Consider the following 18,929-nt stretch of genomic DNA (forward strand, 5'->3'; position numbering starts at 1 on the left):
GCTCATGGCCATAGACCTTCACTCGCACACCACCGCGTCCGACGGCGTGATGTCGCCAGAGGAGCTTGTCGCGCTGTCGGCGGGGCGGGGCGTCACGGTCCTCGGAGTCACCGACCACGACACGCTAGACGGTGTCACCCGGGCCCAGGCGGCGGGGGACGGTCTCGGGGTGAGGGTCGTGGCGGGGGTCGAGCTGTCTTGCAGGCACGAAGGACGCAGCGTCCACGTCCTGGGCCTGTTCTGCGGCGCAGGCCTCGCGGCGGAGCTGGCCGGCAAGCGCGGCGAGCGCGAGGAGCGGGCGAGACGGATGGTGGCCCGGCTCAACGAGCTCGGCTACGAGCTGACGTTTGAAGACGTCCTGGAGCAGTCGGGAACCGGTGTCGTCGGAAGGCCCCACGTGGCCAGGGCGCTGGTGGCGCGCGGGCACCTGCCGCATACAGGCGCCGCCTTCACCTCCAAGCTGATCGCCGACGGGGGCCTGGCCGACGTCCCGCGGGACCTGATGTCCCCGCGCGAGGCGGTGGCTGTGGTGCGGCGCAGTGGGGGAGTGGGCGTGCTGGCGCACCCCGGACCGACGCGGCACGGTCCCGGCCCCACCGAGGCGCTCATCCGTGACCTGGCCCAGGCCGGCCTCGGGGGGCTGGAGGTGGACCACCCGGACCATCAGCCGCCGGAGCGCGAGAAGCTGCGGACGCTCGCATCGGAGCTCGGGCTCGTAGTCACCGGCGGGTCGGACTGCCACGGCCCCGACTGGAGCCTTCCCGGCACCTGCGTCACCTCGCAGGCGGAGTTCGAGCGTCTGGAGGCGCTGGCCGGGATCAGCTCTCAGACGACGCAGGCACAGTCATGAAGGTCGCGGTCGCGCGGGCCAGCAGGCGCTCGGCCGCATCGTAGACCTCCCCGTCGGCATGCCCGAGGCTGCGTCCCTTGTTGACGGCGCGTCCCCTGCCGACCAGGTGCCCGGACCCCGCCCCCTTGAGGTAGGTGACGGACATCTGGATCGTGCGGTGGGTACGGTCCGGCGGCAGAAGCGTCCGGAGGCTGAGGCCGCACACCGAGTCCAGGAGCCCGGCCAGCACCCCGCCGTGGACGATGCCCCACGGATTGAGGTGGTGCTCGGCGATCTCCAGTCGCATGGTGGCCAGTCCGGGGGCCAGGTCCACGAGCTCGGCTCCCATCCACCGGTGGTACGGCGAGGCGGCGACCCGTTGCCGTATCGCGTCGTAGTCCGCGTCCACGAGCCCGGAATCTACGGCTGCCGGTCGAAGCCGCGGGTGGCGACGGCGAACATGATCGCGCCGAAGACGGCCAGTGCCGCCAGCTCCCAGACGATGGGGACGGGAGAGCCGCCGAAACGCATCGCGGCAGGAAAGCCCAGCAGCACGCGGCGGATGGCGTCCACTGCGTAGGCGGCCGGATCGGCGTAGGACAGCGTCCGCAGCCAGACCGGTGCGGTGTTCAGGGGAAACAGGGCCCCGGACAAAAAGAACAGGGGCAGCGTTATGAAGTTCATGATCACCATGAATCCCTGCATGGTGCTGATCCGCGCGGCTATCGCGATTCCGAGCGAGTTCACGGCCAGCGCGAACAGAAGCAGGATGGGCGCCACCGCGATGACGCGCAGCGGGTTCAGACGCAGGCCCACCAGGGGAGCCAGGACCAGGATCGCCAGCCCCTGCATCGTGGCCGTCGTGGCTCCGCCCGCGACCTTGCCGGCGATCACGGCGGCTCGTCCGAGGGGGGCCACGAGGATCTCCTTCAAAAACCCGAACTCCCGGTCCCAGGTGATGGAGACGGCAGCGAACATCGACGTGAACAGGCACGTCATCACGACGACCCCCGGCAGCAGGAACACCCTGTAGTCGGCGCCCCCGACGGCCCCCTGCCTGACGGCTGCTCCCAGCCCTGTGCCGAACACGAGCAGGTACAGCAGCGGCTGGACGAAGGAAGTAACCACCCGGGCCCGTTCGCGGAAGAACTTGATCAGCTCCCGGCGCCAGATGGTCCTGGCGCCGCGGAAGTCGCGGGCCAGGCTGTTCGTCCGCAGGGCCGCCGGTTGCTCAGCCGTCTTCACACTCTCCTCCCCGACCTCATCCGCGAGGCAAACCGCTCCCGCATCGCGTCTCCGGGCGACGTCTCCTCGTCACGGAGGTGACGTCCGGTCTTTTCGATGAACACATCGTCCAGTGTCGGCCGCGACAGCTTCACGGTCGTGACCGCGACCGGCAGCGCCCCGAGGATCTGGGGGATTGCCGCCTCGCCGACCTGGACTGCGACGTGGATGCCGTCTGAGACGCGGCGGGGGTCCAGTCCCATCCGCGAGCGCAAGAAGTCCTCCGCGATCCCGTCGTCGGCCGTGGACAGCACGATCGTGTCGCCGCCTACGCTGCGCTTCAAGCCCGCCGGTGTGTCCAGGGCGATGATCTGGCCCTGGTCCATGATCGCGATGCGGTTGCAGTGCTCGGCCTCCTCCAGGTAATGCGTGGTGAGGAAAAGGGTGATTCCCTGCTTGCGCGCCAGGTCCAAAACGTAGTTCCACATGTGTGTGCGCGACTGGGGGTCCAGGCCGATCGTCGGCTCGTCCAGGAACAGTACGACCGGGTGGTGCAGGAGCCCCCGCGCCAGCTCCAGCCGCCGTCTCATCCCGCCTGAGTAGGTCATCACCGACTTGTCGCGACGGTCGTACAGGTCGACCATCGTCAGCAGCTCGTCGCTGCGGCGGGCGGCTTCGGCCCGGGGGACCCCGTAGACGTCGGCGTGGAAACGCAGGTTCTCGGCGGCGGTGAGGTTCACGTCCAGGGAGGGGTCCTGGAACACGATCCCGATGGACGCCCGCACGGCGTCACGCCGGCTCTGGACGTCGAAACCGTTGACCTCCGCGCGTCCCGAAGTGGGTGCCAGCAGCGTGCACAGGATCGAGATCGTGGTCGTCTTGCCCGCGCCGTTCGGGCCGAGAAAGCCGAACACTTCGCCCGGCTCCACCTCGAAGCTGACGTTGTCGACTGCGGTGAACGAGCCGAATCGCCGGACGAGTCCGTCAGCTCGGATGATCGCCACGTCGCCGCCCGGCCTCCTACTTGTCCTTGGGCGGCAGGGCGAAGCCGACGTGCTTTCGGGACTCCTCGGACTCGACCTCCACGTAGGTGAGCTTGCTGAGCGGCACGCAGACCTGCCTGCCCTTGGAGTCGTTGAGCCACAGGAGCTTGCGCTCGTCGGCGAAAGCCTCGTCGACCAGCCTCCGGACCTCCTCCGCCGGCTGGTCCACCTCCAGGCGGATCTCCCGGGCAGAGAACTCCACGCCTATGACTATCTCCATACCGATGGGTCCTTTCCGCGCGCCGGAGGTTGGTGCCGCGAGCGCGGGCATGGTAGCACTAGGTCTGACGTATCGAGGCCCCCGCTCAGGGGCGCCGTCGCCGAAAGGAAATTCGTGACCACACCCCTCGCCCGGACGATAACGCTGTTCGGAGAAAAGATCAGCCTCACCGGCATCATCACCCGCGGGCTCGCACTCGTCGCCGTCCTCGTGCTCGGCGTCATCGTCTACGCCGTCGGCAAGACGGTGATCCGTCGCGTGTCGCTTCCGAAGTACCCGTTCTCGCCGACGGTCGCGGCGCGCGCTGAGACCACGCGGTCGTTGCTGCTGTCGGTTTGGAAGTACGTCGTGCTGGTGCTGGTGGTCGGCGCTCTTCTGATGGTCGCCGGCGTCACGTTCGCCAGCGGACTCGTCCTTACGGGGGCCGCGGGTCTTGTCGTCGCGTTCGGCGCCCAGACGTTGTTCAAGGACGTCATCGCCGGCTTCTCGATCCTGATGGAGGGCCAGTTCGCCGTGGGCGACCGCGTGTCCCTTCTCGGCGCCGACATCGAGGGCGTCGTCGAGGGTGTGGGTCTGCGAATCACCGTGATCCGCGAGGACGACGGCTCCAGGGTCTTTGTGCCGAACGGCGGCATCACGGCCGTCCGCACGCTGCCACCCGCCGCCGCGACGGACGCCGGACGCGCCACCCGCCCGGCACGCGGCCGCTCGACGGACCGCACCCGCCCCTCGAGCCGGCGCGAGCCCAGGCAGGACTCGCCCCGCCCCGCAGCCGAGACCTCCCGCTCCGCCCCCAGCGCGGCCGGCGCTTCGGGCGCCGGGTCCAGGACGAGGCCCCCGCAGCGCAGGCGTGGACCAGCCCCCCTTACCGACGAGACCGTGCCTCCCGAGGCGCCGGCTCGTGCCGGGGCGCAGGACCTGCCGCCGGCCGGACTGGGTGCGACCACTCCGGGGGCAACGACGGCGGACCGTCCCGACATGTTCGAAGTAGGTGCAACCGGCGGCGCGGACGACGGCGGAGCCGACGTTGGCGGCGCCGATGGCGAGCGTCCCCGCTCCGGCAGACCCCGCGGCAGGCGCGGTGGACGGCGGCGCGGCGGATCACGCCGCCCGGGAACCGCAGCCGATGCGGCGGGCGCCGAGACGTCCGGCAACGGGGAACAGGGTGAGCAGTCGCCGCCGGACGCGCCCTCGGACGCAGCGCTGCCCCCACGGGACGCGCCGTCGGACGCAGCTCCCGCTCCCCGGCAGCCGCGACAGCCGCGACCTTCGGCAGCGCAGCCTCGACAGGAGTCCCAGCCCCCCGCAGCAGGGCCGGAGCATGCCGCACCCGCTCCGGAACCGGCCGCCCAGGACCAGACGCCGCCGATCTCCCCCGGTGAGCAGCCGGCCCAGGCCTCGACCCGGCAGGCACGTCCTGCCCGTACGCAGGAGGAACCACAGGCGCAGCCCGTGGCGGCAGAGCGCCGCGACAGGGAAGACGACCGGGAGTCGCTGACCGAATCGCCCTGGTCCATCGACTAGTCGTTTCGCCGAATCACCGAAGGGCACGTGTCTGATTTGCGTGCCGCTGCGTACAGGACCCCCCGGCCCTATACTCGGGACCAGTACCCGCTCTTGGTGCGGGGTCGGGCTTCTTCCGGGGAGCTCACCGCCTGCAGGGGGTGGGTATTCGCTTGTCAGGACGTAAGAGTCAAGTGCCCGCGATCGCGCGGGTGGGCGGGAGGCGCAACGGCAGGGCCGTTGGGCACCCGAGCCCTGTAGGGAGTGATAGATGGAAAACCCGCTCGGCCAGCTGTGCAGCCCGTCCCACCGTCCCGTTCCCGGCCAGATCCTCCGGTGCTCTTCGTCCCGCGGCTGATCCACCTCGCTCGCGGGGGAGCCGAGGGGATGACCCCCCTCAACGCGTTCGACAACGCGTTGCTCCAGGCGGGGGTTCACAACCTCAACCTCAACCGCGTGTCGTCCATCGTCCCGAAGGGGGCCCGGTTCGGGGAGATGGGCAGCGTCCCGGTGGGGACTGTGGTGCCGGCGGTGTACGCGACGGTCACGTCCAACGTGACCGGCGAGGTGATCTCGGCCTGCATAGGAGCCGGGGTGGGGTCGGAAGGCGGCGTCCTGATGGAGTACCACCACATGGGCCCCGCGGACGACGCCGAGCGGGTGGTGCAGTCGATGGTCGAAGAAGGCTTCGCCCGCCGCGGATGGGACCTTCAGGAGGTCCGGTTCGCGACGGGGGAGCACAAGGTCGACCGGCTGGGTTGTGCTGTGGCTGTAGCCGTTCTCTTGGACTCTGTGCCCGTAGACGAGGAGGGGAGGTGACGCGGATGAAGGCCCTCGGCCGCCATCTGATTATCGAGATGTGGGAAGCGGAGAATCTGAACTCGGCACAGGCGCTGGAGCAGGGGTTGAAGGAGGCCGTCGCTGCAATTGACGGAACGCTTCTGGACGTCCGCGTCGTCGAGTTCCCCGTCCACGGCGTGACGGGCGTGGCGATCATCGCCGAGTCACACGTCGCCGTCCACACATGGCCCGAGTACGGCTATGCGGCGGTGGACGTTTTCACGTGCAACCTCGAGTCCGACATCCACGCGGGGGTCGCGGCGCTGAGCCGGCACCTGCTGCCTGGACGCGTCGAGGTCCGCGAGATCTCACGTGGACAGATCCCCGAGGACCTCGCACGGCAGCACGAGCTCCGACTCGCCGCCAAGTGACGGTCCGGTCCTTCGGGGAGACCGTCGCCCCGGGGTTCAACTTCGTGTTCGAAGGGCGGCTGCTCCACTCAGAGCAGTCGCCCTTCCAGCACATCGAGGTGTACGAGCACGAGTACTTCGGCCGGGTGCTCGTGCTGGACCACACGATCCAGACCACCTTGACCGACGAGTTCGCGTACCACGAGCTGCTGGTGCACCCGGCCCTGTGCTCGCTCCCCGAGCCCAGGGACGTTTTGATCATCGGCGGCGGCGACGGCGGGACGCTGCGGCGGGTGCTCGAGCACGGTCCGGTGCGGGCCGTGCAGTGCGAGATCGACGAGGCCGTCACCCGGGTAAGCCGGGAGCACCTTCCGGAGGTGTCGGCGGGCGCACTCGACGACCCGAGGGCCGAGCTCGTCTTCGACGACGGGGCCGCCTACGCGGCCGCGCACCCGGCGGAGTTCGATGCGGTGATCGTGGACTCCACGGACCCGGTGGGAGCCGCGGCGGTCCTCGTGTCCGAGTCCTTCTACCGCGACTGCCTGAAGGCGCTCAAGCCGGGGGGCGTCCTGGTCGCCCAAACGGGTTCGCCGCTGTACCAGGCCAACGAGTTCCGGGTGGCGGTGTCCAACATGAGCAGGGTGTTCGACGTCGTCGAGCCCTACTTTGGCATCGTCCCCACCTACCCCGGAGCCTATTGGAGCTGGACGGCGGCGACGCAGGGGCCCCCTGTCTCGCGGGCCCCGATGGCGGTGGTGCGCGGCAGGATGTCGTCGCGGAACCTGTCCTGCGGCTACTACACGCCGGAGTTGCACCGGTCGCTTTTTGCCGTCCCGGGCTTCGCGCCCCGGCCGTTGCCGCAGAAGCCGGGCGCCGGCGCGTGATCGACCCGCTTCCGCACCCGTTTCTCGGCTCCCGGACGGGCGCGCCCGAACCCGGAGCCGACGCCCTCGTGCTCGGGCTGGCGGTGGACGGCGGAGTCAGCTTCCGTCCGGGGGCCGCTCAGGGCCCATCGGGGATCAGGGCCTTCTCCGACTCCATCGAAGAGTGGTCGCCGCGATGCCAAAGGTCGCTGGAGGACCTGGACGTCGTGGACCTCGGCGACCACACCGAGCCCCCGGCGACGGTGGAGACCCTGGTCGGAGGGATCCTCGGGCAAGCCTGGACGGACCCCGCGCGGCCGCTGCTGGCGTGCCTGGGAGGCGACCACTCGGTCACGCCTCCCGTCGTGAGAGCGGTGGCGGCGCGGTCGGACCGGCTTGCCGTGGTGGGGTTCGACGCCCACCTGGACCTGCGCGAGGACTATCCGGGGGACCACGCCTGCACCTATCGCCGCATTGCCGACGCGGGTGTTCCGTGCTTTGTGTTCGGCCCCCGCTCGGGGGCCAAGTCGGAGTGGGACGACGTGCCGAAGGTGCTCGAGTACTACTCGCAGTCGCTGCGGATGCCGCCGGAGGTCCGGTCGGCGCTGGAGGGCCGCGACGTCTACGTCACCCTCGACATCGATGTCCTGGACCCGTCGGCCGCGCCCGGAACGGGCACGCCCGAGCCCGGGGGTCCGGGTTCGGAGGAGCTGATCCGGGCCGTCGAGGCGCTCGAGGGGCTGCGGATCGTCGCCTTCGACTTGGTCGAGGTCGCGCCGCCACTGGACACGGGCATCACGCAGGCAGTGGCCGCGGTGCTCGTCCGGGAGATGTTGCTGCGGTTCGTGTCGCGCTGACGCGCGGGACTCAGCCGAGCGCCGCCCCGGGCCTCGTCGCGAGGAGGCTGCGGTAGGCGCCGCCGTAGAAGATCAGCGGGTCCGTTCCCGGTCCGGGCTCAATGCCCAGCACCTCCGCGACGAAGATCGTGTGGTCGCCGCCCGGATGCGAGGACACCACGCGGCAGTCCAGGTAGGCACAGCATCCGGACAGCCTCGGCAGGTCCTGGGGGCCGGACTCCCACTGGACCCCCGACCACCTCTCGCCATCGGCAATCTCCCGCAGCGCGAAGTTCCGGGACGTGGCCTCCTGACCGGCGGCGAGGATGTTCACGGTGAACCGCCCGGTGCGATCGACGATCCCGTGGGCGCGGGCGGTGACGTCGACGCACACCAGGATCAGCACGGGGTCCAGGGACACGGCGGTGAAGGAGTTTGCGGTCATGCCGTGGACCGTGTCGCCCTCGCGCATGGTCAGGACCGTCACCCCGGTCGGGAACCGGCGCATGACCTGCCGGAACGACTGAGGGTCCGCCGCCACGGGCCTACGCTACCATCCGAAAACTCGCGCAAAGGGAGGACCTCATCGCCGATTGGACCAACTGGTCGGGAACCGCGGCGTGCGCGCCGGCGCGGGTCGAGCGGCCCGCATCAGAGGCGGCGGTGGTGGAAGCAATCCTGCGCGCACGGGCCGAGGGACAGCCGGTGAAGGTGCGGGGGACCGGTCATTCGTTCACCGACGCTGCGTGCACAGACGGCGTGATGATCTCGCTGGACCGCTGCGACGGGATCGTCTCGGTGGACCCGGGGGGCGGCACGGTGACGGTCCAGGCAGGGATCACGCTGCGCGCCCTCAACGGTTTTCTGGCCCGTCACGCGCTGGCGATGTCCAACCTGGGAGACATCGCCTACCAATCGGTGGCCGGGGCCACGCAGACGGCCACCCATGGAACCGGTCTGCGCTTCGGGAACCTGTCCACGCAGATCCGGCGGGTGCGGCTGGTGGACGGCTGCGGGACGATCCACGAACTGTCCGCGGACCACGACCCGGAAGCGTTCCAGGCTGCAAGAGCCGGGCTCGGCGCCCTCGGCGTCGTGACGGAGGTGACGATCGACGTGGAGCCGGCGTTCGACCTTCTGGCGGTGGAGGAGCCAAGGGACCTCGACGACCTTCTGCCCCGGCTGGACGAACTCGCGGAGGCCGAGGAGCACTTCGAGTTCTACTGGCTGCCGCACACGCCACGGACGCTGACCAAGCGCAACGTGCGGACGAGGGAGCCGAGATCCACGCGCTCGGTCTGGAAGTCATTCCGCAACGAGGTCCTGCTCGCCAATGCGGCCATAGGCGCGCTCTGCCGAATCGGGCGCGCCCGGCCATCGCTGATCCCGGCGCTCAACGCCCGGTTCGCCGCGGAGTTCGGGCGGACGCGTGTCATCGATCGCAGCGACCGCGTGTTCACCAGCCCGCGGTACCTGCGGTTCGCGGAGATGGAGTACGCCATACCGCGCGCCGCCGCGACTGAGGCGCTTCAGAGGCTGCGGCGGATGATCGACGAGACGGGGCTGAGGGTCAGCCTGCCGGTGGAAGTCCGGTTCGTGGCGGCGGACGACATCTTCCTCAGTCCCTCGTACGAACGGCAGACCTGCTACATCGCCGTCCACATGTACCGGGGCACCGACTACAGGCCGTATTTCTCGCAGGTGGAGCGGATCATGCTGCCGCTCGGAGGACGCCCGCACTGGGGCAAGCTGCATGGTCTGCGGGCCGACGTCCTGTCCGGGCTGTACCCGGCGTGGGACCGCTTTTTGGCCGTCCGCGACCGGCTCGACCCGGACCGGACGTTCGCCAACGCCTACCTGGACCGCGTGCTGGGCCCTTAGCCCGGACCGGCGGGCAGGTGCGGCTCGATCTCGCGGCGGTATTCGTCCTTGGGACGCCCGGCCCCCGAAACGCGCGCAACCTCGTGGCCCTTTGAGAACAGGATCAGCGTGGGGATGCTGCGGACGTTGTAGCGCTGCGCGACTTCCTGATGGTCGTCGATGTTCAGCTTGGCCACCCGCATGCGCCCGGCGAGGTCGTCGGAGAGTTCCTTGAGGACGGGGGCCAGCATGTGGCACGGCTGGCACCACTCGGCCCAGAAGTCCACCAGGACGGGGACGTCGTCCGCGGCCACGTAGGCGTCGAAGGTGTCCGAGCCCAGGGCCGCGAATCCCGCCGTCGCCGCCTTGGCCCGCTCCAGCGGGCCCTGGTCCTCTTCGACCACCTCGCTGTGGTCCTCGGCGTAGGCGGCGAATGCCTCCTGGGCCTCCTGGGAGCCCTTCATCGTCTCCATGATCGCCTGCACGAGGTTCTTCTTGAGCTGCTCTTCGTCCGCGGCCGACACCGTCACCTGCAGCGGGCGGAAGGTCGCCGTCCAACTGCCGTCCTCCAGCTGCCGCCGGTCCGTGCCGGGCTCGATGTCCACCATCCGCTTGCTCATAAACCAGCCTCCGACATCCGCTCGATCCACCCGTCGGGGTTGTCTATCTCCGATGCAGTCGGAAGCGAATCGGGGTTGTCCCAGGCTTTGTTGAGGAAGGCCACGTCGTGTACGCCGGCGACGTAGCGGCAGAACTTCACACCCGCGTCGTACTGCTTTCGCTTCAGCTCCAGCCCAAGCAGCCGCTCTAGCAGCTGCTCGCCCGGAGACGAGGTCCTTTTGCGCCGCTCCATCACCTCCTTCAGGCGAGCGTGGTCCTTGAGCACGGCCGCGCCGACCGCGTCCATCACGAAGGTCGCGTAGCCCTCGACCAGCGTCATGAACGCCTGCAGCCTGCTCATCGTGTCGAGGCCGAGCGGTGTCCATGCCGCCTGGATCAGGGCTTCCGGGTCCTGCAGGGTCTCCGCCATCTTCTCGGGGTTGGTGATGTCGAACCCCTCGAGCGTCTCCTGCAGCCGCGCAGGGTCGAAGTCCAGCGAGTCGATCATCGTCTGGATCTGCGAGTGGAAGTAGCGCCGCGTCCACGGCCGGCTGAACTCCAGGTGGTGGGTGACCTCGTGCAGCGCGATCCAGTACCTGAACTCCCGGGGGTCGAGCTCCCAGTCCTGCTCGGCCTGCTGCATGTTCGGGATCACGTACAGCAGTCGGCCGCCGGACGGGTCCGGCAGGACCAGCTCGTACTGACCGATCACGTGACGGGACAGGTACCCGAGGACGAACCCGGTCTGAAGGCCCATGAGGACCCCACCGATCTGGCGCAGCACCATCGCGGCGGACTCCGGGATCGGTACGGGGATCCCGCCGGTCAGAGCGGGACCGGTCAGCTTGGCGGCCAGCGGTTCCATGAGCATCTTGAACACCGCGACGTTCTCCTCGACCCACTGGCCTCTCGTCACGCCGATGACGGGGGCCACGGTGCCGGGGACCAGTCCGGTGAACTGCTCGCACTGCACCTGCGCCGCCCGCGACATCGTTTCAAGCTCCCGGCGGCAGTCCTCGAAGTCCTCCGAGGGCGGCTCGTCGTGGGAGCCGAGTGAATAGGCGACCTGCCGGGCGAGGTCCCAGTTAACGGGGTCGGTTGAGGACAGCAGCTTGAACAGCTCCCTCAAAACCGGTACCTGCTCCCACCAGTCCTGTGGCGGCTTCGGGATGTCCGCGCGATGCTCGTTCATCGAAGGCCAAGTGTAGGCTTGATCTTTCGCCGCCAAGGGGGTCGTCCGGATGTCCGTCGTCGCCGTGACCGGAGCATCGGGCGCAGCAGGCCGGCTGCTCGTAGAGGCCCTCGGGGAAAGAGATGACGTCCGACGCGTCATCGGGGTTGACGTGGCCGAGCCGCGCTTCGGCACCCGGAACCTTGAGTTCTACCGGCTGGACGTCCGGTCCGAGGCCATGCGCGACGTACTGCGCGGGGCGGATGTCCTGGTGCATTTGGCGTCCGGAGCCCCACAGCTGGCCGAGGAGGAGCGTCGGGACGTCAACGTCGCAGGCACCCGCTGCGCGCTGGCCGCCGCCGCCGAGGCCGGGGTGGGCCACGTCGTCTACCGCTCGAGCGCGCTCGTCTACGGCGCGCATCCCGACAACGACCTGCCGCTGACCGAGGACTCTCCGGTCCGCCCTGTGATCGGGGTCGACGAGTCGGCGCACCGAGCGGAGGCCGAGGACCTGGTGTCACGCTTCCGCGACGACCACTCCACCAGCGCCACGGTCCTGAGGCCGTGCCTGGTCGCGGGGGCCAGGTCCGGGGGCCTGATCGCGGCAGCGGCCCGCTCTCCTTTTGTGGTCCGCGTGGCCGGGTACGACCCACCGCTTCAGATCCTGCACGAGTCGGACCTGGTCTCGGCCCTGCTCGCCGCGATGGACCGGCGGCTGGACGGCGTCTACAACGTCGCTCCGGCCCGGACGCTGTCCCTAACCCAGGTGGCGGGCGAGCTGGGGGTCCGGCTGGTGGACGAGAGCCCGGACGAAGCCGAGAGGAAGATGTCCAGGGCCGCGCGGCTGTCGCCGGGAGGCGTGGACCCGTCCTGGACGTCTTTCCTGATGTACCCCTGCGTGGCGTCGGGGGACCGCATCGCGGCCGAGGGGTTCACCGCGCAGCGCAGCCCGGAAGACGCGCTTCGGGACGCCGCCCAGGCCCGGCATGGTTTTGTGAGCGTGGGCCCGGTGAGGGTCCGCCCCCGGGACCTGGCGGTTGCCGCGGCGGGAGTAGCCGCGGTGGCCGGCTCCCTGGCCAGGCGCCGCGCCCGCAAGAGCCGACCCGTCTGACGCGCTCGCGCCCGGGAAGCCGGTTCCGCGGCGTCGTTGCGCCCACCGGGAGCCAAGTGGGTCACCGCACCGCGCAGCCACGGTTTCGGCGGGCATGGCCTGCGCTGATAGCATCTTGTCGGAGCTGTTCAGAAGGGAGCTTTAGCATCAGGTACAACATCCGGAACATTCGGCCGCGGGCGGCCGCCTCCGCTTGGGGGTTCGCGTGATCGAAAACCCCATTGGCGGGCTGCTCTTCCTGGTGGCCGGAGTGGGCCTTTTCGTCGGCTGCATCGTCCTGCTCGCCCTGCGCGATCAGCGCAGGCGGCGGACCAAGGAGACAGTCGCCCACTTCCAGCGCACAAAGGGCGCCCTGGGCAAGATCTTCGTCCACCAGGCGACGCTGAAGGAGGCGTCATGGCGGAAGGCCCGCCGCGATCACCCCGCGTCGTCGCCGGCCGCCGCGCCCGCCCGGCAACCCGCGCCGGCTCCTCCGGCCGAGCCGGCCGCTCCATCACGCGAGCACCGCGACCACGTGGCGACCCCACCCCCCGGGGGCGCCGCGCGGCGATCCTCCGGGACACCCAAGGCGAAGCGGCGCGCCGGACGCACCGTGGCGCACCGTGACCGGAACCACGCATGAGGGACCTCGCGATCGACCTCGGCACCGCCAACACCCTCGTCTGGAGCGACGGCAAGGGCATCGTGTATTCCGAGCCCACGGTCATCGCCCTCAACACCAAGACGCAGGCGGTCCTGGCGGTGGGCAACGAGGCGTGGCAGATGATCGGCCGCACCCCCGGCTACATCGTCGCGACCCGCCCGCTGCGCAGAGGGGCCATCGACGATTTCGACATCACCCAGCGCATGATCCGCATGCTGTTCGCGAAGGTGGGAGCAGGCCGCTTTTTCAGGTCCAACGTGGTCGTGGCGGTGCCGTCGGCCATCACCCAGGTGGAACGCCGCGCGGTCGAGGAGGCGGCCGAGAAGGCCGGGGCCCGTGCCGCCTATCTGGTGGAGGAGCCGGTCGCGGCCGCCATAGGAGCCGGACTGCCGATCAACGAGCCCGCCGGGAACATGGTCGTGGACATCGGAGGCGGGACCTCCGAGATCGCGGTGATCTCGCTGGGGGGCGTCGTCGTCTGCAAGGCGATCCGGACAGGCGGGTTCGACATAGACGCCGCCATCTCCAACTACGTGCGCAAGGAGTACACCCTGGCAATAGGGGAGAGGACGGCAGAGGCGATCAAGATCGCGATCGGCTCCGCGTACCCGATGCACCAGGAGTTGCGGGCAGAGATCCGGGGCCGCGACCTCGCCGCGGGGCTCCCGCGGACGATGGCCATCTCGTCGGAGGAGATCCGCGTGGCAATCGACGAGCCCGTCACCGCCATCGTCGACGCGGTGAAGGATGCGCTGTCGCAGACGCCGCCGGAGCTGGGGCAGGACATCATGTCGCGTGGCATCTTCCTCACCGGAGGCGGAGCGTTGCTGCAAGGACTGGACCGCCGCCTGTCCCAGGAGACGGACATCCCGGTGCACGTCACCGAGAACGCGCTGGAGACCGTGGTTCAGGGGGCCGGCAAATGCCTGGAGTCGCTGCGGGAGATGCAGGAGCTGTTCCTGCCGAAGATCAAGCGCAAGCGGATCTGGTCGGCCTGACCGTCAGCCCGTGACGGATAGTCCCGTCGGCCCCGTGTAATCTGCCGACGGCCGGATGAGGCGGTTGTCCCGCACCTGCTCGAGGATGTGGGCCGTCCACCCGATCGTCCTCGCAACGGCGAACGTTGGGGTGAACAGCTTCCGTGGGATCCCGGCCCGCTCCAGCACCACCGCCGACCAGTACTCGACGTTGGTGTACAGCGCGCGCCCCGGCTTCGCCGCCCGAAGCGTCTCCAGCGTCGCCGTCTCCACGACCTTCGCCAGAGCCACCCGCTCGCTTCCGAGTTCGATGGCGGTCTCGCGGAAGCAGGCGGCGCGCGGGTCCTCCGCCTTGTAGACGCGGTGTCCAAAGCCCATGATCCGCTTGCCCCGGCGAACGGCTTCCTGGATCCACTCCTGTGCCAGCTCGGGGGCCCCGATCTCGTCGAGCATGTCCAGGACCAGCGACGGCGCTCCGCCGTGAAGGGGGCCGGACAGCGCGCCGGCCGCACCCGCCACCGCCGATCCGACGTCGGCTCCCGTGGAGGCTATGACGCGTCCGGTGAACGTCGAGGCGTTCATGCCGTGCTCGGCCAGCAGTACGAGATAGCGGTCGGTAGCGACTACCTGATCGTCCGTGGGCTTGTCGCCGTGCATCATCCACAGGTAGTTCGCGGCGTGGCTGAGGTTCGGGTCGGGGTCGACGGGCTCCAGCCCCTGCTCCAGCCGCCAGAGCGCCGTGACGATGGTCGGGACCACGGCCCCGAGCTTCAGCGCCGCCTTCTCGGCGGCTGAGGGGTCGTCGTCCAGCCACGGCTTGAGCCCCATGGATGCGCCCGCGGCCGAGATGGCGGCCTGCAGCGTCGACATGAAGGTGCCGTGCGAGGCGGCCAGATCGCGCAGCGTCTGCACGTCCAGGGGCAGGCCGCGCAGCTCAGCGGTCCGCCGGGAGAATTCGTCGCCCGTCGGGAGGCTGCCGTAGAACATCAGATGCCAGACGTCGTTGAAGGTCTTGTGCAGGGCGAGCTCGACCGCGTTATACCCGCGGTAGATCAGGCGGCCGGCCTGGCCGTCGATAAAGGAAAGCTCGGTCTCGGCCACCGTCACGTTCTCCAGGCCTCTGCCGGTGCCGGGCGACCAAGGGTCGACCTTGCGGATCCTGGCCGCTGCGATCAGCTGGCGCAGCGAGACGATGCCGGTGAGTCCCTCGCCATCCAGGATCGGCAGGTGACGGAACCCCCGGTCGAGCATCCGGTCCAGTGCGTGCGTGATGTCGTCCGCCGGGGTCATCGTGACCGGCGAGCGGGTCATCCACTGCTCGACCCTGGTGGAGTTGGGGTCGGCACCGTCGCCTGCCGCTCGGACCAGGTCGCGCTCCGTGAGGATGCCCACGACCGTGCCCTGGTCACACACGACGGTGGACCCGACCTTGCGCTCCCGCATGGCAGAGGCAGCCTCGGCCAGCGTCGCCTGCGGAGGCGTCGTGAGCGGGTCCGGCGTCATGATCTCGCCCAGACGAATCTCCGCCACCCGTTCCTCCTTGATCTCGAGACACCGACGCCGAAACCCGCCGATTCTATCCCCCGGCCGGGTTCGGCGGCACCCGGAACCTGAAGGCGCTCTGAGGCGTTCTACACTTGTGATCCATATGCGCCGCGTGCCGCTGCTCGCCCTCATCGTCCTGCTGGTTGCCGCGGGCCCTGCCGCCTTGTCCGCGAACGACCCGGGAGCCGTCAACCAGTGGGGCTTGGCGAAGGTGGGGGCCGAGCTGGCCTGGAGCACGTCCACCGGCACCGGTGTGGTCGTTGCGGTCGTGGACACCGGAGTGGACCTCAGCCACGAGGACCTCAAAGCGAACCTGGTGCCGGGACGCAGCATGATCTCGGGCGAGAGCAACCGCGGCCCCCAGGACGACAACGGGCACGGCACCCACGTGGCGGGCATCGTCGCCGCCGTGGCGAACAACGGACGCGGCGTTGCCGGAGTGGCTCCGACGGCCAAGATCATGCCGGTGCGGGTGCTGAAGGACGCCGGCGACGGATCGGGAGATGCCAGCGGGTCGATGAACGACGTGGTCGCCGGCATCAAGTGGGCCGTTGACAACGGAGCCAAGGTGGTGAACCTGTCCCTGGGCGAGGACGTGCTGATAAGGACCGTCCTGGGAAGCTCGATGGAAGAAGGCTTGAACTACGCGTGGAGCCGCGGCGCGGTCCCCGTGGTAGCCGCCGGAAACGACATGCTGTTTCCGTCCGGTTACGGCGACGTGCCTGCCGTCGTCGTGTCGGCTACCGACCGCAACGACGGGAAGCCCAGTTACTCCAACGGTGTCGGGTCGGCCCGCTGGGGGATGGCGGCTCCGGGCGGCTCGTCGGGAGCGACCAACGGGATTCTTTCCAGCTATTGGGTGTCGGGGAAAGCGAACCAGTACGCGTATCTGTCCGGCACGTCGATGGCGGCCCCCCACGTGGCCGGCGCGGCTGCGCTCCTGCGCGCCAAGGGACTCAGCCCGCAGCAGACGGTGGACAAGCTGCTGGGCACGGCGAAGGACATCGGGGCCGCCGGACGCGACTCGGTGTTCGGGTCCGGGCGGCTGGACGCCGCCGCAGCAGTCGCCGGACTCGGTGGTGGTCCTGCTGTAGGCGGTCCGGCCGCACCGCCTTCCTCCGGGTCCGCGACTTCCGGCCGCCTTCCGTCGGCCGGAGGCGCCAAGAGGCCCGCGGCCCAGGCCGCGCCTCGTCCCGGCGGAGCGCCTGCGGGCGCGCCGGGATCGTCCACCGCTGCGCCCGCGCCTTCCGAGGCACCCACGGCAGAGACGGGCGCCGCCAGTGCGGCCCCGAGAGCTGCGGGGGCCCGCCCGGCCAGATCCGAACAAAAGGGTGTTCTGCCCATGGCCGGGCTCGCGGCGGCAATGCTGGCAGCCGGCTCCTCAATTGCGTTCTTCAGGCTTCGCGGCCGGCCCTGAGAGTGCGGTCGCGCACCGGGCCGCAAGTCCGCACGCGAGCAAAAGCCGCCGCCTGCGCAGCGGTCGCGGCGCTGGCGGCACCGGCGGGTCCCGCGGTCTCCGCCGGTGACCCCTACATCGACAAGCAGTACGGGCTTCAGATGGTCCAGGCCCGCGCGGCGCTGTCCCGCGCGCGGGGGGCCGGGGTACTGATCGCGGTCATAGACACCGGAGTGGACCTCAGGCACGAGGACCTGCGCGAAAGGATCGTCCCGGGTCACGACTACATCGATGACGACGACGACGCGCAGGATGCCAATGGTCACGGCACCCACGTGGCGGGCGTCGCCGCGGCGACAGCCGACAACGGACTGGGGATCGCGGGGGTGGCCCCCGCGGCGATGATCCTGCCGCTGCGCGTGCTTGACGCAAACGGACGCGGGATCGAATCCGATGTGGCGTCCGCCATACGGTTTTCGGTGCTGCGAGCCAGAACGACGGGCGTGAAGCTGGTCGTCAACCTCAGCCTCACCGACCTCAAGCAGGGCGGCGGGATCGCGGCGCTTGACACCCGCAATGCGATCCGGGACGCCTGGCGGGCCGGAGCGGTGGTAGTGGCGGCGGCGGGAAACGAGTCGCTTCCGTTCAGCAAGTATCCGGCAGAGGGGCCGAACGTCCTGTCCGTGGGCGCGATCGACGATCGGCAGCAGCACGCCGCCTTTTCGAACAAGGGCGTCAACCTCGTCGCCCCCGGGGAGAAGATCCTCAGCGCGTTCTGGGACCGCGACGAGCCTGACGCCCACGACCTTTACGCCGTGGGGTCGGGGACGTCGGTCGCGGCCCCCCATGTGTCCGGAGCGGCCGCGCTGCTGCTGTCCGCCGGGCTCACCAATGAACAGGCCGTGGACGCGATCCTGCGCCATACCGACGACCTCGGGCCGCCCGGACAGGATCCGGACTTCGGTTTCGGCCTGCTGAACGTGTCCCGGGCGCTGGGGCTGTCCCCGGCGGGAGCGGGAGCGGCGCCGGTGGCCGGCGCCGGCGGCCTGCCCGATTCCGTCCGGGGCAGGTTCGAGCGGCTTCAGCCCGAAATCGCAACACCCACGCCGGCTGCCAGGGCGGGCTCGGTGGCCCCGGCCCGCAGCAGCAAGCGGTCGGTATTGCCGCTGACCCTGGCTGCGGCCGTTGTGGCGCTGGCGTTGCCCGCGCTCGTCGCTTTCCGGAGGCGTAGGAGCAGCCGGCCGACCGAGATCCCCTGGGACTTCTGACGCCGCGGCCTCAGCCGACGAGCAGGACTATCGCCCAGATCATCAGGGAGAGCGCGATTGCCCACGCCAGGCCCAAAGTCACGACGACGGCCGCCAGCCTGCCGAGAGCCGCAGGCCGGTCGTTTCCGCGGCCGATTCGGGGCACCCGCGGAGGCGTCTCCCTGAGGTGAGGGCGAGGAGGCGCCGGCTGGGTGACGGCCGGGAAGTCCGGAGGAACGGCCACCGCCGCGGCGGTGGCGGGATCCGCCACAGGTGACGCGGGCGAGGCTTGTCGGGCTGGTGGCGGTTCTTCCTCGGGGCGCCGTTCCAGCCGGACCCACCCCACGTGCATTCCACGCGGTGAAGCGACCGGCGGCGGCGGTTGGCCACCGTCGGTGCCCGGCGGCGGACTGGCAACGCCTTCCTGCCGGTGTGTCACCGGCCCGCTGGGATCCGCAAAGGCGAAGTGGTCCGCCGTGGTGGCCGTGGTCGGTGGCGGCGAGACGATGGCTCGCGCGGGCGCGGCGGCGTCTTCGGGGGGCGACGGACGCATGTGAGGAAGCGGGTCCTGCCGGGCAGGCGACTGAAGCCGAGCGGTCGCACCGGGATCGGCGCCTTCCGCAGCGGGGTGCTGGGGATCCTGGTCGGGCACGGGTCCTTCCGCCTCGTGA

The 18,929-nt window shown here is 70.0% G+C and carries 21 protein-coding genes; 12 read left to right on the forward strand and 9 right to left on the reverse strand.

Features of this window, described 5'->3' with window-relative positions:
• The first annotated feature begins 4 nt into the window (after positions 1 to 4).
• A complete protein-coding gene (locus tag VNE62_02720; protein HVE91201.1) occupies positions 5 to 850 on the forward strand; it encodes a PHP domain-containing protein in 846 nt (281 codons plus the stop codon).
• Here VNE62_02720 and VNE62_02725 read toward each other — a convergent pair.
• The 4 genes from VNE62_02725 to VNE62_02740 are packed head-to-tail and all read right to left on the reverse strand — an operon-like array spanning position 819 to position 3,316.
• The gene (locus VNE62_02725; GenBank protein ID HVE91202.1) at positions 819 to 1,238 is read right to left on the reverse strand and encodes a PaaI family thioesterase; all 420 of its coding nucleotides are present in this window, start codon (positions 1,236 to 1,238) and stop codon (positions 819 to 821) included. The two genes, VNE62_02720 and VNE62_02725, sit on opposite strands and share 32 nt — an antisense overlap.
• An 11-nt stretch (positions 1,239 to 1,249) precedes the next feature.
• The gene (locus tag VNE62_02730; protein HVE91203.1) at positions 1,250 to 2,074 is read right to left on the reverse strand and encodes an ABC transporter permease; all 825 of its coding nucleotides are present in this window, start codon (positions 2,072 to 2,074) and stop codon (positions 1,250 to 1,252) included.
• A complete protein-coding gene (locus VNE62_02735) occupies positions 2,071 to 3,057 on the reverse strand; it encodes an ATP-binding cassette domain-containing protein (GenBank protein ID HVE91204.1) in 987 nt (328 codons plus the stop codon). Before VNE62_02735 ends, VNE62_02730 begins: the two co-directional genes overlap by 4 nt.
• A gap of 16 nt (positions 3,058 to 3,073) precedes the next feature.
• A complete protein-coding gene (locus VNE62_02740) occupies positions 3,074 to 3,316 on the reverse strand; it encodes a DUF3107 domain-containing protein (protein ID HVE91205.1) in 243 nt (80 codons plus the stop codon).
• Positions 3,317 to 3,430: 114 nt separating this feature from the next.
• On the opposite strand from VNE62_02740, the gene VNE62_02745 reads away from it, so the two are divergent.
• The 5 genes from VNE62_02745 (at position 3,431) to speB (ending at position 7,729) form a co-directional block, all read left to right on the forward strand.
• Positions 3,431 to 4,840, forward strand: coding sequence for a mechanosensitive ion channel domain-containing protein (locus VNE62_02745; protein HVE91206.1), 1,410 nt, complete (start codon positions 3,431 to 3,433; stop codon positions 4,838 to 4,840).
• A 315-nt stretch (positions 4,841 to 5,155) separates the two neighbouring features.
• Positions 5,156 to 5,638, forward strand: a complete 483-nt coding sequence (locus VNE62_02750) for an arginine decarboxylase, pyruvoyl-dependent (protein ID HVE91207.1) — start codon at positions 5,156 to 5,158, stop codon at positions 5,636 to 5,638.
• 5 nt (positions 5,639 to 5,643) lie between these two features.
• Positions 5,644 to 6,030 (forward strand): adenosylmethionine decarboxylase, encoded by a 387-nt coding sequence (gene speD / locus VNE62_02755; GenBank protein HVE91208.1) that lies wholly within the window; start codon positions 5,644 to 5,646, stop codon positions 6,028 to 6,030.
• Positions 6,027 to 6,893, forward strand: a complete 867-nt coding sequence (gene speE, locus VNE62_02760; protein ID HVE91209.1) for a polyamine aminopropyltransferase — start codon at positions 6,027 to 6,029, stop codon at positions 6,891 to 6,893. The genes speD and speE overlap by 4 nt, the downstream gene beginning before the upstream one ends.
• Positions 6,890 to 7,729 carry an agmatinase gene (gene speB, locus VNE62_02765; GenBank protein HVE91210.1) on the forward strand — a complete coding sequence of 280 codons (840 nt, stop codon included), beginning with the start codon at positions 6,890 to 6,892 and terminating at the stop codon, positions 7,727 to 7,729. Before speE ends, speB begins: the two co-directional genes overlap by 4 nt.
• Before the next feature lie 10 nt (positions 7,730 to 7,739).
• On the opposite strand, the gene VNE62_02770 is transcribed toward speB, so the two are convergent.
• A complete protein-coding gene (locus tag VNE62_02770; protein HVE91211.1) occupies positions 7,740 to 8,249 on the reverse strand; it encodes a flavin reductase family protein in 510 nt (169 codons plus the stop codon).
• Positions 8,250 to 8,293: 44 nt separating this feature from the next.
• Between VNE62_02770 and VNE62_02775 the strand changes: the two genes are divergently transcribed.
• Positions 8,294 to 9,589 carry a D-arabinono-1,4-lactone oxidase gene (locus tag VNE62_02775; protein ID HVE91212.1) on the forward strand — a complete coding sequence of 432 codons (1,296 nt, stop codon included), beginning with the start codon at positions 8,294 to 8,296 and terminating at the stop codon, positions 9,587 to 9,589.
• On the opposite strand, the gene trxA is transcribed toward VNE62_02775, so the two are convergent.
• Both trxA and VNE62_02785 read right to left on the reverse strand, forming a co-directional pair.
• The gene (gene trxA, locus VNE62_02780) at positions 9,586 to 10,188 is read right to left on the reverse strand and encodes a thioredoxin (GenBank protein ID HVE91213.1); all 603 of its coding nucleotides are present in this window, start codon (positions 10,186 to 10,188) and stop codon (positions 9,586 to 9,588) included. The two genes, VNE62_02775 and trxA, sit on opposite strands and share 4 nt — an antisense overlap.
• The gene (locus VNE62_02785; protein ID HVE91214.1) at positions 10,185 to 11,360 is read right to left on the reverse strand and encodes a zinc-dependent metalloprotease; all 1,176 of its coding nucleotides are present in this window, start codon (positions 11,358 to 11,360) and stop codon (positions 10,185 to 10,187) included. Before VNE62_02785 ends, trxA begins: the two co-directional genes overlap by 4 nt.
• A gap of 49 nt (positions 11,361 to 11,409) precedes the next feature.
• On the opposite strand from VNE62_02785, the gene VNE62_02790 reads away from it, so the two are divergent.
• The 3 genes from VNE62_02790 (at position 11,410) to VNE62_02800 (ending at position 14,091) form a co-directional block, all read left to right on the forward strand.
• The gene (locus VNE62_02790) at positions 11,410 to 12,450 is read left to right on the forward strand and encodes an NAD-dependent epimerase/dehydratase family protein (protein ID HVE91215.1); all 1,041 of its coding nucleotides are present in this window, start codon (positions 11,410 to 11,412) and stop codon (positions 12,448 to 12,450) included.
• Positions 12,451 to 12,655: 205 nt separating this feature from the next.
• Complete coding sequence (locus VNE62_02795; GenBank protein ID HVE91216.1) at positions 12,656 to 13,072, forward strand: hypothetical protein; 417 nt, start codon at positions 12,656 to 12,658, stop codon at positions 13,070 to 13,072.
• Positions 13,069 to 14,091: a rod shape-determining protein gene (locus VNE62_02800; GenBank protein HVE91217.1), complete on the forward strand. Its 1,023-nt coding sequence runs from the start codon at positions 13,069 to 13,071 to the stop codon at positions 14,089 to 14,091. Before VNE62_02795 ends, VNE62_02800 begins: the two co-directional genes overlap by 4 nt.
• Before the next feature lie 3 nt (positions 14,092 to 14,094).
• Here the strand turns inward: VNE62_02800 and VNE62_02805 are convergent, their stop codons facing one another.
• Positions 14,095 to 15,600, reverse strand: a complete 1,506-nt coding sequence (locus VNE62_02805) for a citrate synthase (protein ID HVE91218.1) — start codon at positions 15,598 to 15,600, stop codon at positions 14,095 to 14,097.
• Positions 15,601 to 15,718: 118 nt separating this feature from the next.
• Here VNE62_02805 and VNE62_02810 point away from each other — a divergent pair, with 118 nt between their 5' ends.
• On the forward strand, positions 15,719 to 17,032 hold the full coding sequence (locus VNE62_02810; GenBank protein ID HVE91219.1) for a S8 family serine peptidase: 1,314 nt from the start codon (positions 15,719 to 15,721) through the stop codon (positions 17,030 to 17,032).
• 2 nt (positions 17,033 to 17,034) lie between these two features.
• Entirely contained in the window at positions 17,035 to 18,279 is a 1,245-nt protein-coding gene (locus tag VNE62_02815) for a S8 family serine peptidase (GenBank protein ID HVE91220.1), read from the forward strand.
• A 10-nt stretch (positions 18,280 to 18,289) separates the two neighbouring features.
• Here the strand turns inward: VNE62_02815 and VNE62_02820 are convergent, their stop codons facing one another.
• Positions 18,290 to 18,910 (reverse strand): hypothetical protein, encoded by a 621-nt coding sequence (locus VNE62_02820; GenBank protein HVE91221.1) that lies wholly within the window; start codon positions 18,908 to 18,910, stop codon positions 18,290 to 18,292.
• Positions 18,911 to 18,929: the final 19 nt, after the last annotated feature.

Source organism: Actinomycetota bacterium (assembly GCA_035536535.1).
GTDB lineage: Bacteria > Actinomycetota > JAICYB01 > JAICYB01 > JAICYB01 > DATLNZ01.